The sequence below is a fragment of the Burkholderia seminalis DSM 23518 genome, assembly GCF_902832885.1.
In the GTDB taxonomy this organism is placed as follows: Bacteria; Pseudomonadota; Gammaproteobacteria; order Burkholderiales; family Burkholderiaceae; genus Burkholderia; species Burkholderia seminalis.
On the sequence record NZ_CADFDK010000017.1, the window covers coordinates 89,341 to 102,671 of the forward strand.

At 67.3% G+C, this 13,331-nt stretch carries 16 protein-coding genes; 4 read left to right on the forward strand and 12 right to left on the reverse strand.

The features are described 5' to 3' along the window. Positions 1 to 76: 76 nt before the first annotated feature. The 7 genes from HWX00_RS32425 to HWX00_RS32455 form a co-directional block, all read right to left on the reverse strand. Positions 77 to 277, reverse strand: a complete 201-nt coding sequence (locus tag HWX00_RS32425) for a DUF2970 domain-containing protein (protein WP_021163748.1) — start codon at positions 275 to 277, stop codon at positions 77 to 79. A 16-nt stretch (positions 278 to 293) separates the two neighbouring features. Then, positions 294 to 902: a cytochrome c oxidase assembly protein gene (locus HWX00_RS32430; RefSeq protein ID WP_034189231.1), complete on the reverse strand. Its 609-nt coding sequence runs from the start codon at positions 900 to 902 to the stop codon at positions 294 to 296. Positions 903 to 937: 35 nt separating this feature from the next. After that, positions 938 to 1,078, reverse strand: coding sequence for a cytochrome oxidase small assembly protein (locus HWX00_RS32435; protein ID WP_006752059.1), 141 nt, complete (start codon positions 1,076 to 1,078; stop codon positions 938 to 940). 80 nt (positions 1,079 to 1,158) lie between these two features. Beyond that, the gene (ctaD, locus tag HWX00_RS32440) at positions 1,159 to 2,766 is read right to left on the reverse strand and encodes a cytochrome c oxidase subunit I (protein ID WP_021163746.1); all 1,608 of its coding nucleotides are present in this window, start codon (positions 2,764 to 2,766) and stop codon (positions 1,159 to 1,161) included. A gap of 43 nt (positions 2,767 to 2,809) precedes the next feature. Continuing rightward, positions 2,810 to 4,405, reverse strand: a complete 1,596-nt coding sequence (gene coxB, locus HWX00_RS32445; protein ID WP_175028905.1) for a cytochrome c oxidase subunit II — start codon at positions 4,403 to 4,405, stop codon at positions 2,810 to 2,812. 56 nt (positions 4,406 to 4,461) lie between these two features. Then, positions 4,462 to 4,986, reverse strand: a complete 525-nt coding sequence (locus tag HWX00_RS32450) for a DUF2244 domain-containing protein (protein ID WP_049030539.1) — start codon at positions 4,984 to 4,986, stop codon at positions 4,462 to 4,464. 195 nt (positions 4,987 to 5,181) lie between these two features. Continuing rightward, the gene (locus tag HWX00_RS32455) at positions 5,182 to 6,147 is read right to left on the reverse strand and encodes a methyltransferase domain-containing protein (protein ID WP_175028904.1); all 966 of its coding nucleotides are present in this window, start codon (positions 6,145 to 6,147) and stop codon (positions 5,182 to 5,184) included. Positions 6,148 to 6,228: 81 nt separating this feature from the next. On the opposite strand from HWX00_RS32455, the gene HWX00_RS32460 reads away from it, so the two are divergent. Then, the gene (locus tag HWX00_RS32460; RefSeq protein WP_175028903.1) at positions 6,229 to 7,026 is read left to right on the forward strand and encodes a ComF family protein; all 798 of its coding nucleotides are present in this window, start codon (positions 6,229 to 6,231) and stop codon (positions 7,024 to 7,026) included. Between the two features lie 105 nt (positions 7,027 to 7,131). Then, positions 7,132 to 7,602 carry a tRNA (uridine(34)/cytosine(34)/5-carboxymethylaminomethyluridine(34)-2'-O)-methyltransferase TrmL gene (gene trmL / locus HWX00_RS32465; RefSeq protein WP_034189226.1) on the forward strand — a complete coding sequence of 157 codons (471 nt, stop codon included), beginning with the start codon at positions 7,132 to 7,134 and terminating at the stop codon, positions 7,600 to 7,602. 34 nt (positions 7,603 to 7,636) lie between these two features. Here trmL and HWX00_RS32470 read toward each other — a convergent pair whose 3' ends face one another. The 5 genes from HWX00_RS32470 to HWX00_RS32490 all read right to left on the reverse strand — a co-directional run bounded on the left by HWX00_RS32470 (position 7,637) and on the right by HWX00_RS32490 (position 10,547). Next, positions 7,637 to 8,161 (reverse strand): O-acetyl-ADP-ribose deacetylase, encoded by a 525-nt coding sequence (locus HWX00_RS32470; protein WP_034189225.1) that lies wholly within the window; start codon positions 8,159 to 8,161, stop codon positions 7,637 to 7,639. 92 nt (positions 8,162 to 8,253) lie between these two features. Next, a complete protein-coding gene (locus tag HWX00_RS32475) occupies positions 8,254 to 9,252 on the reverse strand; it encodes an NAD(P)H-dependent glycerol-3-phosphate dehydrogenase (RefSeq protein WP_059558774.1) in 999 nt (332 codons plus the stop codon). A 25-nt stretch (positions 9,253 to 9,277) separates the two neighbouring features. Then, a complete protein-coding gene (gene secB / locus HWX00_RS32480; RefSeq protein ID WP_011353285.1) occupies positions 9,278 to 9,760 on the reverse strand; it encodes a protein-export chaperone SecB in 483 nt (160 codons plus the stop codon). A gap of 107 nt (positions 9,761 to 9,867) precedes the next feature. Further along, positions 9,868 to 10,128, reverse strand: coding sequence for a glutaredoxin 3 (gene grxC / locus HWX00_RS32485; RefSeq protein ID WP_006477722.1), 261 nt, complete (start codon positions 10,126 to 10,128; stop codon positions 9,868 to 9,870). Continuing rightward, positions 10,125 to 10,547 carry a rhodanese-like domain-containing protein gene (locus HWX00_RS32490; protein WP_034189223.1) on the reverse strand — a complete coding sequence of 141 codons (423 nt, stop codon included), beginning with the start codon at positions 10,545 to 10,547 and terminating at the stop codon, positions 10,125 to 10,127. The genes grxC and HWX00_RS32490 overlap by 4 nt, the downstream gene beginning before the upstream one ends. Before the next feature lie 136 nt (positions 10,548 to 10,683). Here HWX00_RS32490 and gpmA point away from each other — a divergent pair, with 136 nt between their 5' ends. Further along, positions 10,684 to 11,430, forward strand: coding sequence for a 2,3-diphosphoglycerate-dependent phosphoglycerate mutase (gene gpmA / locus HWX00_RS32495; protein ID WP_034189222.1), 747 nt, complete (start codon positions 10,684 to 10,686; stop codon positions 11,428 to 11,430). Positions 11,431 to 11,685: 255 nt separating this feature from the next. Then, positions 11,686 to 13,233: a S41 family peptidase gene (locus HWX00_RS32500; RefSeq protein WP_034189221.1), complete on the forward strand. Its 1,548-nt coding sequence runs from the start codon at positions 11,686 to 11,688 to the stop codon at positions 13,231 to 13,233. The last annotated feature ends 98 nt before the right edge of the window (positions 13,234 to 13,331 follow it).

A 13,331-nucleotide genomic window follows, 5' to 3' on the forward strand; every position in this document is an offset into this window, starting at 1 on the left:
CGGCGCGACTGCCACCGCTCTTTCCCGCACGCCGCGCCGTGACGCCGCGCACTGCATTCTTTCGTGGCCGCGGGCCTCAGCCCACGACGGCACGCACGATCAGGATCAGCACGCCGATGAACACGCCGGCCGCGAGCAACGCGACGATCAGCACGTGCAGCGGATTCAGCTGCGTCGCATCGGCCTCCAGGTCGCGCCGCTTGCGCACGCCGAAGAACGACCACAGCACGGCTTTCAGCGCCTGGCCGAACGACCCGCCCCGCTTGACCTCCGTCATCGCCCCGCCTCCGTCGTCATGCGTCCGGCTTCGCCGTGCCCTGCGCCGCGGTACTGCGCTGCGCCGGTGCCGGCGTGGCCGGGGTATTCAGTTCGAAGAACGTGTACGACAGCGTGATCGTCTTCACGTCCTTCGGCAGTTTCGGATCGATCACGAACACCACCGGCATCTTGCGCGACTCGTTCGCGGCCAGCGTCTGCTGCGTAAAGCAAAAGCACTCGATCTTCTTGAAGAACTCCGTCGCCTGCTTCGGCGCGTAGCTCGGAATCGCCTGCGCCACGACCGGCCGGCCCTGCCCGTTCGTCACGTCGTACACGATCGTCATCAGTTCGCCCGGATGCACGTCGAGGCTGTTGTGCTCCGGCTTGAAACCGAGCGGCCCGCGCGCGTTCGCATCGAACTCGACCGACACCGTGCGGCTGTAGTCGACCTGCGAGTTCTTCACCTCGCGCTCGCTGACGTCGCGCTGCACCAGGTTGTTGATGCCGGTGATCTGGCAGATCGCCCGATACATCGGGATCAGCGCGAAGCCGAAACCGAACATCAGTCCGGCCACGACGAAGAGCTTCACCAGCATCGAACGATTGAACGCGCGATCGACGGCGCCCTCTTCCGGCTTCGACATACGACGACTTCCTCGCTACTGCGTCAGTTGCTGCATCAGTGAGTGGACAGCCACCACTGCTTGATCACGACACCCACAAAGAAAACGGCGGCGATGACGAGCAGGGTGAGGCCGAGCCGCTTGTTGCCCGCGCGAATCTGCTCGGGCGTTCGTCTTTCTTGTGGATTCCGGTTCATCTGAAACTTCGCTGAAACCTCAATGCGGCGCCCGCCGCGCCTGCCATCAAGGCAGGCAGCGGCCGGGCGCACCATGAAACTTACTCGACGTGCGGCGGTTGCTCGAACGTGTGGAACGGAGCCGGGCTCGGCACCGTCCACTCGAGGCCCGTCGCGCCGTCCCACGGCTTGTCCGACGCCTTTTCCAGCTCGCCGCCGCCACGGTAGGCCGGCAGCGCGACCGCGAACAGGAAGTACACCTGCGCGAGGCCGAAGCCGAATGCGCCGATCGTCGCCACCTGGTTGAAGTCCGTGAACTGCGCCGGGTAGTCCGCATAACGACGCGGCATGCCGGCCAGACCGACGAAGTGCATCGGGAAGAACGTCAGGTTGAAGAAGATCATCGACGCCCAGAAGTGGATCTTGCCGCGCGTCTCGTTGTACATCCAACCCGTCCACTTCGGCGCCCAGTAGTACCAGCCCGAGAACAGCGCGAACAGCGAGCCGGCCACCAGCACGTAGTGGAAGTGCGCCACCACGAAGTAGGTGCCGTGATACTGGATGTCGAGCGGCGCCATCGCGAGCATCAGGCCCGTCAGGCCGCCGAACGTGAACACGAACAGGAAGCCGATCGCGAACAGCATCGGGGTTTCGAACGTCATCGAGCCGCGCCACATCGTCGCGAGCCAGTTGAACACCTTCACGCCCGTCGGCACGGCGATCAGCATCGTCGCGTACATGAAGAACAGCTGGCCGGTGACCGGCATGCCCGTCGCGAACATGTGGTGCGCCCAGACCATGAACGACAGGATCGCGATCGATGCCGTCGCGTACACCATCGAGCTATAGCCGAACAGCGTCTTGCGTGCGAACGCCGGGATCACCTGCGACACGATCCCGAACGCCGGCAGAATCATGATGTACACCTCGGGGTGGCCGAAGAACCAGAAGATGTGCTGGTACATCACCGGGTCGCCGCCGCCTGCCGCGTTGAAGAACGACGTGCCGAAGTGGCGGTCGAACAGCACCATCGTGATCGCGCCTGCCAGAACCGGCATCACCGCGATCAGCAGGTACGCCGTGATCAGCCACGTCCATGCGAACATCGGCATCTTCATCAGCGTCATGCCCGGTGCGCGCATGTTCAGGATCGTCACGACGATGTTGATCCCGCCCATGATCGACGACGCGCCCATGATGTGGACCGCGAAGATCGCGAAGTCCATGCCCGGGCCCATCTGCGTCGACAGCGGTGCGTACAGCGTCCAGCCGGCAGCCGTCGCGCCGCCCGGCGCGAAGAACGAACCGACCAGCAGCACGGCCGCGACCGGCAGCAGCCAGAAGCTGAAGTTGTTCATCCGCGCGAACGCCATGTCGGATGCGCCGATCTGCAGCGGAATCATCCAGTTCGCGAAGCCGACGAACGCCGGCATGATCGCGCCGAACACCATGATCAGGCCGTGCATCGTCGTGAGTTCGTTGAAGAACTCCGGACGCATGATCTGCAGGCCCGGCTCGAACAGCTCGGCACGGATGCCGAGCGCCATCACGCCGCCCGACAGGAACATGATGAACGAGAACAGCAGGTACAGCGTACCGATGTCCTTGTGGTTGGTGGCGAACAGCCAGCGACGCCAGCCGTGCGGCATTTCGTGCGCGTGGTCGTCGTGCGCGTGGTCCGCGGCTACGTCGTGCCCGATGCTAGACATGAGAATCTCCTAATGCGAATACGTCGACTAACTCAGCGACACGTCAAGCCGCCGGGCCGATCTCGACACGCCGGGCTTCCTTAGCGTCAGCCCCGCCCGTGATCGTTTCCGGCTTTTTCATGATGATGTGGTCTTCCGCCACGCCTGCTGCCTTCAGCGCGTCGCGCACGGCCTGTGCACGATGCTTCGCCAGTTCGGCGTTCGCGTCGGCCGAGCCCGTCTTGTCGGTGAAACCCGACAGCGCGAGCTTCGCGTCCGGATGTGCCTTCGCATAGTCGGCCGCGGCGGCGATCGCCGCTTTCGCGTCGGCCGGCAGCACGCTCTTGCCCGTTTCGAAGTAGATCGTCGACAGCGCGGCCGATGCCGCTGCCGCCGGCTGCTCGGCGGCGCCCGACGCGGCTTGCGCCGGTGCCGATGCCGCTTCCGCCGGTGCCGCTGCCGCGCCTGCCGCGTCTTCCGGCATCTTGCCGTTGCGCGCGTCGGCCACTTGCTTCGGCTGCAGCAGGTCGTTCTTGTGGTTGCCCCACGAGTTGCGTTCGTACGTGATGACCGACGCGATGTCGAGGTCCGACAGCGACGCCCACGACGGCATCGCGCCCTTGCCGTGCAGCACGCGCTCGACGTGGCCGGCGATCGGGCCGTTCACGATCGGGCTGCCGTCCATCGCCGGGAACGCGCCGAGGCCCTTGCCGCTCACCTGGTGGCAGGCCGCGCAGTTCGCCTTGTAGACTTCCTCGCCGTGCGCGACGAGTTCAGCCATCGTGTAGACCTTGTTCGGATCGACCGCCGCGCTGGCCAGCTTGGCCTTCTGCGCCGTGACCCACTTCGCGTAGTCGTCCTCCGACAGCACTTCGACGACGACCGGCATGTACGCGTGTTCCTTGCCGCACAGCTCGGTACAGAAACCGCGGAACGTGCCGACCTTGTCGGCCTTGAACCACGTGTCGCGCACGAAGCCGGGGATCGCATCCTGCTTCACGCCGAACGCGGGCACGTACCACGAGTGGACGACGTCGTTCGCGGTCGTGATGATGCGGATCTTCTTGTTGACCGGCACGACGAGCGGGTTGTCGACTTCCTGCAGATAGGTGTCGGTGATCGGCTTCTTGCCCATCACTTCGTCGCGCGGGGTGGTCAGCGTCGACAGGAAGCCGATGCCCTCGCCCGGGCCCTTCACGTAGTCGTAGCCCCACTTCCACTGGTAGCCGGTGACCTTGATCGTGAGATCGGCGTTCGTCGTGTCCTTCATCGCGACGACGGCCTTCGTCGCCGGCAGCGCCATCAGCACGACGATGACGAACGGCACGATCGTCCAGATGATCTCGACGGTCGTGCTTTCATGGAAATTGGCGGCCTTGTGGCCTTTGGATTTGCGGTGCGCGAAGATCGAATAGAACATCACGCCGAACACGCCGACGAAGATCACCGTACACAGGATCAGCATCATCGTGTGGAGATCGTAGAGCTCCTCGGCGATTTTCGTGACCGGCGGCTGAAAGTTGATCTCGTTGACGCGGGGGCCGCCCGGGCTATCACCGACCGCCAGGGCGGCACCGGCAAAGAGCAATCCGCTGCATGCCAGCACGCCCGTGAGGGCTCGCTTGATTGTTTTCATAGCATCCTTACCCAAAATTTCCATTCAAACCCTCCCCCGTCGCAAGCCGCCGGCCCGTATCGGCCGGTGCCCGCGCCTCGTCAGCCGCAGCGCCTGAGCGACACGCGCAGTTCGTCGGCGAACTGCGCACGCTTGTACTGCGCGAGATGCTGCCCGATCACGACGGTCTGCCCGCGCGATACCAGTCGAATCGGATCGCGTGGCGTCGCACCCGGCTCGACCCGCACCCAGCGCGGGTTGAATTCGATCTGCGTGAGCCGCTCCGCATCCATCCGCTCGATCACGAGCCGATGCGGAAACAGCCTGATGCGCTCGTAATCGACCGCATGGCGAGCATGGATCGCAAATGCGACACCCACTGCCAGCAACTCGATTCCGGTAAAGGGCATGACGAGCCAGGCCCCTCTCCACATCAGCAACGACGCGATCACCAGCGAGAAGCCCGCGAGCGACGCATAAAACAGCACGAACTGGCGTGGCGACACCGAACAGTTGCGTTTGATCAGCCAGTCTTCGAGGACCGGCTCGCCGTTCGTCGTCTCCGCCAAAACCCTCGCTGCTTCCATCGCCGCCTCACGCGAATGGCATGCGATGCATGCCTGCATCGGACTCGTCGCCCCGTATTGCGGGGACCCCGGGACGACAAGCTGACGCATTATAGGCGGGTTCAATGGCATCCACAAGCAAGCGCCTATCGCCCGCCAAGCCAAGCGCGACAAGCTTTTCGGCCATTTTTCGCGCCAATTCGACCCCGCTTTGCGCCGCTAATTTCAGACATAACAAAACCCCTCTTTACCGCTTTACCGATTCTTCGGACGCCCCTTGCCGATATCCTCGATGCGCACGATCCCGTGCCCCTCGGCGGTCGTGCGCGGGACGGCCTTCCATGCGTGGCCGTAGATCACCTCGAAGGTCAGCGGAATCGTGCCGTCCTCGCGCCGGCGCGCCGCCAGCGCGTCGCCGAGCGCCGCGCGAAAGCGCCGCATCGCGTGCCGCGGCGCCGTGCGCTCGAACGGATAGGCGCCCCAGCGGCGCACGTCGGCCAGCAGGGAATCGGGGGATTTGTAGGTGACGGTCAGCACTTCCTGATCCATCACGGGAATCTCGAAGCCGCTCTCGACGAGCATGTCGCCGAGGTCGTGCATGTCGACGAAATCGATCACGCGCGCGGCGGGCGGCGCCATGCCCAGCGCCGCTTCGGCGTCCGCGCAGGCCGCCCGCAGCTCGCGCAGCGTGTCGGGCCCGAGCGTGCTGAACATCAGCAGGCCGTTCACGCGCAGCACGCGCTGCCATTCGGGCAGCACCGCGTCGGGACGCGAATGCCAGTGGAGAGCGAGATTCGACCAGATCAGGTCGAACGCGCCGCCCGGGAACGGCAGCGCGGCGAAATCGGCCTGCGCGACACGCGGCCCGCGCTGGCCCAGCGCGCGGCCGAGCGACGCCGGCAGCCAGCGGCGCCAGTTGGTTTGTTCGACCTCGCGCTGACCGGCCCGCGCGAGCATCGCGCCGGACAGGTCGACGCCGAACACGGGCGCTTCCGGAAAGCGCGCGCGCAGTGCCGGCAGATCGTCGCCCGGGCCGCAGCCGGCATCGAGCACGGCCGTGGGGCTCACCTTGATGTATTCGAGACGCTCGTTCATCCGCTGCGCGATCTCGCGCGGCAGGAACGCGACCGCGTCGAAGATGGCGGCACGGCGGTCGAAGATCCGCCGCAGGCGCCTGGCGTCATTGGCCGGACGGCCGGTTGGAGTCGAAGCTGGGGACATGTCGGGCACACTGGCGAAGAGCCCGAAGTATACTCGCTCGCCCCGGAAGCTTCATTGAGACGGGGTGGCAGGAGTGTTGCGATGACCCGCAGTTCCGCCGGACGCACGATGCGCGTCGTTTTGTCGCAGGTTCGCATGCTGGCGGCGAAAGTCGCCGCGGTCGCGCTGCCGAATCGCTGCGCGCTGTGCGGCAATTTGTCACACGCCGTGATCTGCGACGCTTGCGACGCCGCGTACTGGAATGAAGCGCGATTGCGCTGCGACGCCTGCGCGCTGCCGCTGGGTGTCGGGCAGCCGCGTTCGCGCGGCGGCCGCCGCACCGGTGCCGGCCATCCGGCCGCGTATCGATGCGATGCGTGCCGCACTGCCCCGCCGCCGTTCGACGCGACGCTCGCGCTCGCGGATTACCGCGCGCCGCTCGACGGGCTGGCACGCGGCCTGAAGTTTCACGCGCGGCTCGCACTCGGCGCCGAATTCGCGGCGCGGCTCGCGCGGCTGGTAGACGATACGCGCGGCGCGAGCCGTTTCGACCTGGTCGCGCCGGTGCCGCTGTCGCACCGGCGGCTCGTCGCGCGCGGCTACAACCAGGCGTGGGCGATCGCACGTCCGCTCGCGCGCCGGCTCGGCGTGCGCGCGGATGCGGCGCTGCTCGCGCGCGTCGCCCACACCGCGCCGCAGTCGCGGCTCGACCGGCAGGCGCGGCGCGACAACGTAATGGCGGCGTTCGTGGTGGCCGGTGACGTCGCCGGCCGCCACATCGCGCTCGTCGACGACGTGATGACGTCCGGCGCGACGCTCGCGGCCGCCGCCCACGCGCTGAAGGCGGCGGGCGCCGCGCGCGTGACGAATCTGGTTGCGCTGCGCACCGCCAGGGATTAATTAGATAGAGAGGCCGGCCACGCCTGCGTGGCCGCGGCCGCCACGAACCGGCCGGCCGGGAACGCGCACGTTGCGCGGCCCCGGCCGGCCCAGCCAAACCGAAACATGTTCAACGTCGTCCTCGTCGCTCCCGAAATTCCGCCGAACACCGGCAACGTGATCCGCCTGTGCGCCAATACGGGCGCGCACCTGCACCTGATCGAGCCGCTCGGCTTCCCGCTCGACGACGCACGGATGCGCCGCGCCGGCCTCGACTATCACGAGTATGCGCAGATGCGCGTGCACCGCGACTGGGATGCGTTCGTCGCATCCGAAGCACCCGATCCCGCGCGGATGTTCGCGTTCACGACCCGCGGCTCGGGCCGCTTCCACGATCACGCGTTCCTGCCGGGCGACTGGTTCGTGTTCGGCTCGGAGACCCGCGGCCTGCCCGCCGAGCTGCTCGAGCGCTTTCCGGACGAACAGCGCGTCCGCCTGCCGATGCGGCCGGACAACCGCAGCCTGAACCTGTCCAACACGGTCGCGGTGGTCGTGTTCGAGGCGTGGCGCCAGGCCGGCTTCGAAGGCGGCGCCTGACCCACCGGGCACGCCACCCGCGGCGCGCGATGCGTCAGGTCCGCGTGAGCCGCACGCGATACAGGTCGTAGATGTCGGGGGAAAAGCACGCGAACACCACGCGTGCGAGGTTCGGCGCCTGCGGCAGCATTTCGGCGACGGTGCCGACCGCGATGCCGACGGCCTCCTCGACCGGATAACGATAGATTCCGCAGCTGATTGCCGGGAACGCGATCGACGTCGCGGCGACCTCCTCGGCCAGCTCGATCGCCCGCCGGTAGCACGACGCGAGCAGGTCGGCCTCGCCGCGCCCGCCGCCGTGCCATACGGGGCCGACCGCATGGATCACGTAGCGCGCCGGCAGCCCGTGGCCGCGCGTGAGCTTTGCGTCGCCCGTGTCGCAGCCGCCGAGCGTGCGGCACTCGGCGAGCAGGCCGGGGCCGGCCGCGCGATGGATGGCGCCGTCGACGCCGCCCCCGCCGAGCAGCGAGCCGTTCGCCGCGTTGACGATCGCGTCGACCTCGAGCGTCGTGATGTCGACGACCCGCGCGTCGAGCGTGGTGGAACCGATCTGCAGCATGACACCCTCCCGGAACGCCGGAGACGGTTCAAGCGTAGTCCGCTTTGGTGCCGCGCGCCCGGCGCAACCGCACCGGGAAGCGCCGGTTCGCGCTACTCCGCGCGCGCGTCGCGCCGCAGCAGGCCGCTGACCGCGTCGCGCGGTGCGATGCCGTCGAACAGCACGCCGCACACGGCCTCGGTAATCGGCATTTCGATCGACTGCGCGCGCGCGAGCGCCAGCACGGCCTGCGCGCAGCGCACGCCTTCGGCCACGTGGCCGAGCGCGCCGAGGATGTCGTTCAGCGTGCGGCCGGCCGCCAGTTGCAGGCCGACCGTACGGTTGCGCGACAGGTCGCCCGTCGCGGTGAGGATCAGGTCGCCGAGGCCCGTGAGGCCCGTGAAGGTTTCCGCGCGGCCGCCGAGCGCGACGCCGAGCCGCGACATTTCGGCGAGGCCGCGCGTGATCAGCGCGGCGCGCGCGTTCAGCCCGAGGCCCAGGCCGTCCGAGATGCCGGTCGCGATCGCCAGCACGTTCTTCACCGCGCCGCCGACCTCGACGCCGACCACGTCGTCGCCCGTGTAGATCCGCATGGCGCCGTGATGGAACGCGGCGAGCGTGCGCTCGCGGCATGCGGACGACGTGCTCGCCACCGTCAGCGCGACGGGCAGCGACTGGCCGACCTCGCGCGCGAAGCTCGGGCCCGACAGCACGCCGTTGCTCTGCTGCTCGGGCAGCTCGGCCGCGATCACCTGGTGCGGCAGCAGATGCGTGTCGGCCTCGAAGCCCTTGCAGACCCAGACGATATGCGCGGGCACGCAGCCTGCGTCGCGCATCGCGCGGCACAGCGTGCGCAGCCCGGCCACGGGCGCGGCGATCACGCACAGCGCGTCGTCCGCGGCGCCGTGCGCGAGCGCGGCGCCGAGATCGGCGTCGTAGCGCAACGCGTCGGGCAGCGCGATGCCGTCCAGATAGCGGGCGTTTTCGTGCCGGGCCTGCAGCCCGGCGATGAGCGCGGCGTCGCGCGCCCACAGAAGCGTATCGTGCCGCGCGGCCAGATGGCCCGCGAGCGCGGTGCCCCAGGCACCGGCGCCGAGAACGGCTACTTTCATACCCAGCACCGGTCTGCGTTCAACGTCAGTTCAGCGTCGTGCCGTTCGGCGCGCCTGCCGCGGCGCCGGCCTGCTGCTGAAGCTGCGCGAGGCGCTGCTCGTACAGCGCCTGGAAGTTGATTTCCGCCAGGTGGATCGGCGGGAAGCCCGCGCGCGTGATCGCGTCGGCGATGTTCGAACGCAGGTACGGGAACAGGATCGTCGGGCAAGCGATGCCGACGAGCGGGTCGAGCTGTTCGTCCGGAATGTTGCGGATGTCGAAAATACCGGCCTGCTTCGCTTCGATCAGGAACGCGACCTTGTCCTTCACCTTCGCCGTGACGGTCCCCGACACGACGACTTCGAACACGCTTTCCGCGAGACGGTCGGCCTTCACGTCGACTTCGACTTCAACCGACGGCATGTCCTGCTCGAGGAAGATCGCCGGCGAATTCGGCTGCTCGAGCGACATATCCTTCAGGTAGACGCGCTGGATGTTGAAGAACGGTTGGTTTTCGACGTCGGACATGGTGTTTCCCTAAAAGTGGTGACGGGGCGGCCCGGCTTCTCGCCGGCCGCCACGGATGAATCCTGCGCGCCCAAGCCGCGGCGCGGCCGGCGGCCATTCTGCCCTAATCAGGCCGCTTGCAGAAGCGGCACGAGCCCGCCTTCGCGGTCGAGCTTCGACAGATCGTCGTAACCGCCGACGTGCGTGTCGCCGATATAGATCTGCGGCACCGTGCGGCGCCCCGTGCGCGTCATCATTTCCTCGCGGCGGGCCGGATCGCGATCGATCAGCACCTTCTCGATCTGCTCGACCCCGCGCAGCTTCAGCAGGCGCTCGGCCTGCATGCAATACGGACACACCTGCGTGCTGTACATCAAAACCTTGTTCACTTCGCCACTCCTTGTTTGACGACCGGCATCCCGGCCTGCTGCCAGGCGGCCACGCCGCCCTCGAGCACGTGCACCTCGGCGTAACCGGCCGCCTCGACCTCGCGCGCCGCCTTCTGCGACTGCTGGCCGTTCTGGCAGACGAGCAGCACCGGCGTGCTCTTGTTCTTCGCGACTTGCGCAATTTTCGCGCCGATCTCGCCCGCGGCGACCTGGCGCGCCGACGGCAGGTGGCCGGCGGCGAAATCGGACGCGGCGCGCAGGTCGATCACGACCGCGTTGCGACGGTTGATGAGTTGCGTCGCCTCCGCGGCCGACAGGCCGCCACGGCCGCGGCGCAGTGCGGGCCAGGCCAGCAGGCCGCCGGAGACCACCAGGATCGCGATGAGGGCCAGGTTCGTGTAATCGGTAAAGAACGTCACGGAATTCCGCCGGAAAAAGAGAAATCGGATGAGGACAATCCCGCCATTATAAAATAACCGTCTTGCGCGATGGCGGGCCCCGGTCGGGGCCCGTGCGACGCGCCCCGCTTCCCTATCACTACCGACCGCAAGATCCATGTACAAACTCGTTCTCATCCGCCACGGCGAATCGACGTGGAACAAGGAAAACCGCTTCACCGGCTGGGTCGACGTCGACCTGACCGAACAGGGTCGCAACGAGGCCTACCAGGCCGGCGAATTGCTCAAGGAGGCCGGCTACACGTTCGACATCGCGTACACGTCGGTGCTCAAGCGCGCGATCCGCACGCTGTGGCACGTGCAGGACCGGATGGACCTGATGTACCTGCCAGTCGTCCACTCGTGGCGCCTGAACGAGCGCCACTACGGTGCGCTGTCGGGCCTGAACAAGGCGGAAACGGCCGCGAAGTTCGGCGACGAGCAGGTGCTCGTGTGGCGCCGCAGCTACGACACGCCGCCGCCCGCGCTCGAGCCGACCGACGAGCGCGCGCCGTTCAACGACCCGCGCTACGCGAAGGTGCCGCGCGAGCAGCTGCCGCTCACCGAGTGCCTGAAGGACACGGTCGCGCGCGTGCTGCCGCTGTGGAACGAATCGATCGCGCCGGCCGTCCGTGCCGGCAAGCAGGTGCTGATCGCCGCGCACGGCAACTCGCTGCGCGCGCTGATCAAGTACCTCGACGGCATCTCGGACAGCGACATCGTCGGCCTGAACATCCCGAACGGCGTGCCGCTCGTGTATGAACTCGACGAGAACCTGAAGCCGATCCAGCACTATTACCTCGGCGACCAGGACGCGATCGCGCAGGCGCAGGCCGCCGTCGCGAAGCAGGGCAAGGCGGGCTGACGCCCGTCGCGCCGGGCGGGCCGCGTCCGGCGCGGGGTGCCCGGCCGCGGCCCGCACCCCGCGCGAACCTTCTCGGCCCCGCTGCTGTCGAATCCGCTTTCGAACCCGCAGCGCGGCCGGCGGGGCCCAGCCAGGCCGGCTCCGGGCCGTTTGCGGCGCTTTTCGCGCCGTTCCACTGAGTCTTCGGACGAACAGTTATACTTGTCCGCTACATCCCCGCTACCGCCACGCGCTTCCCGACCGCACCAGATCTCTATGCGAATGAAATTGAAGAACATCGGCCTGATTGCCGCGGGCCTCGCCACGGGCGTGTTCGCCACGCTGCAGGTTTCCGCATCGGCCGAGCAGACCGCCACGGCGCCGCTTCCCCTGGACCAGCTCCGCCTGTTCGCGGAAGTCTTCGGCCAGATCAAGCGCGAGTACGTCGAACCGGTCGACGACAAGAAGCTGCTGACGGCGGCGATCAAGGGCATGGTGTCGAGCCTCGACCCGCACTCGTCGTTCCTCGACAAGACCGACTATGACGAGCTGCAGGAGCAGACGAAGGGCCGCTTCGCGGGTCTCGGCATCGAGATCTCGCAGGAAGACGGCCTCGTCAAGGTGATCTCGCCGATCGAGGATACGCCCGCGTTCCGCGCCGGCATCCGTCCGGGCGACCTGATCACGCGCATCAACGACAAGCCGGTGCGCGGCATGACGCTCGACAAGGCCGTCAAGCAGATGCGCGGCGAGCCGGGCACCAAGGTCACGCTGACGATCTTCCGCAAGAGCGACGACCGCACGTTCCCGGTCACGGTCACGCGCGCGATCATCAAGGTCCAGAGCGTGAAGATGAAGATCCTCGATCCGGGCTACGCGTATGTCCGCATCACGAGCTTCCAGGAGCGCACGACGCCCGACCTCGCGCAGAAGCTGCAGGACATCGCGCGCCAGCAGCCGAACCTGAAGGGCCTCATCCTCGACCTGCGCAACAACGGCGGCGGCCTGCTGCAGAGCGCGGTCGGCGTGGCCGGCGCGTTCCTGCCGCCCGACTCGGTCGTCGTGTCGACCAACGGCCAGATCCCCGATTCGAAGCAGGTCTACCGCGATACGTACGACAACTATCGCCTGCCGTCCTTCGACGGCGATCCGCTGAAGAACCTGCCGCCGGTCTTCAAGACCGTGCCGATGATCGTGCTGACGAACGCCTATTCGGCATCCGCGTCGGAAATCGTCGCGGGTGCGCTGCAGGATTCGAAGCGCGCGCAGATCATGGGCAAGACGACGTTCGGCAAGGGTTCGGTGCAGACGGTCCGCCCGATGACGGCCGACACGGCGCTGCGCCTGACCACCGCGTACTACTACACGCCGAGCGGCCGTTCGATCCAGAACAAGGGCATCACGCCGGACGTGCCGGTCGATCAGTACGCGGACGGCGATCCCGACGACGTGCTCGTGACGCGCGAGGTCGACTACACGAACCACCTCGCGAACACGCAGGACCCGAACGAGAAGAAGGAACAGGAAGAGCGCGAGCAGCGCCGGATGGATCAGCTGCGCATCCTCGAAGAGCAGAACGACAAGAAGACGCCGGAGCAACGCCAGAAGGATCGCGATCGCAAGCCGATCGAGTTCGGCAGCGCCGACGACTTCATGATGCAGCAGGCGCTCAACAAGCTCGAGGGCAAGCCGGTCCAGGAATCGAAGTCGCTGCTCGCCGAGAGCACGAAGAGCCCGACCGGCAAGGCTGCCGCCGTATCGAAGGCATCGGGCGCCAGCGCAAAGCCGGCGTCCGCACCGAAGCCCGCGTCGGCGCCGAAGTAAGCGCCGGCCGGCATCCGACGGGCCATCGCGGGAAGACCGCGATGGCCCGTTTTTCATGCGCGCCTAAAATAACGAAACGTCCGCCCGCCTCGCCCCAC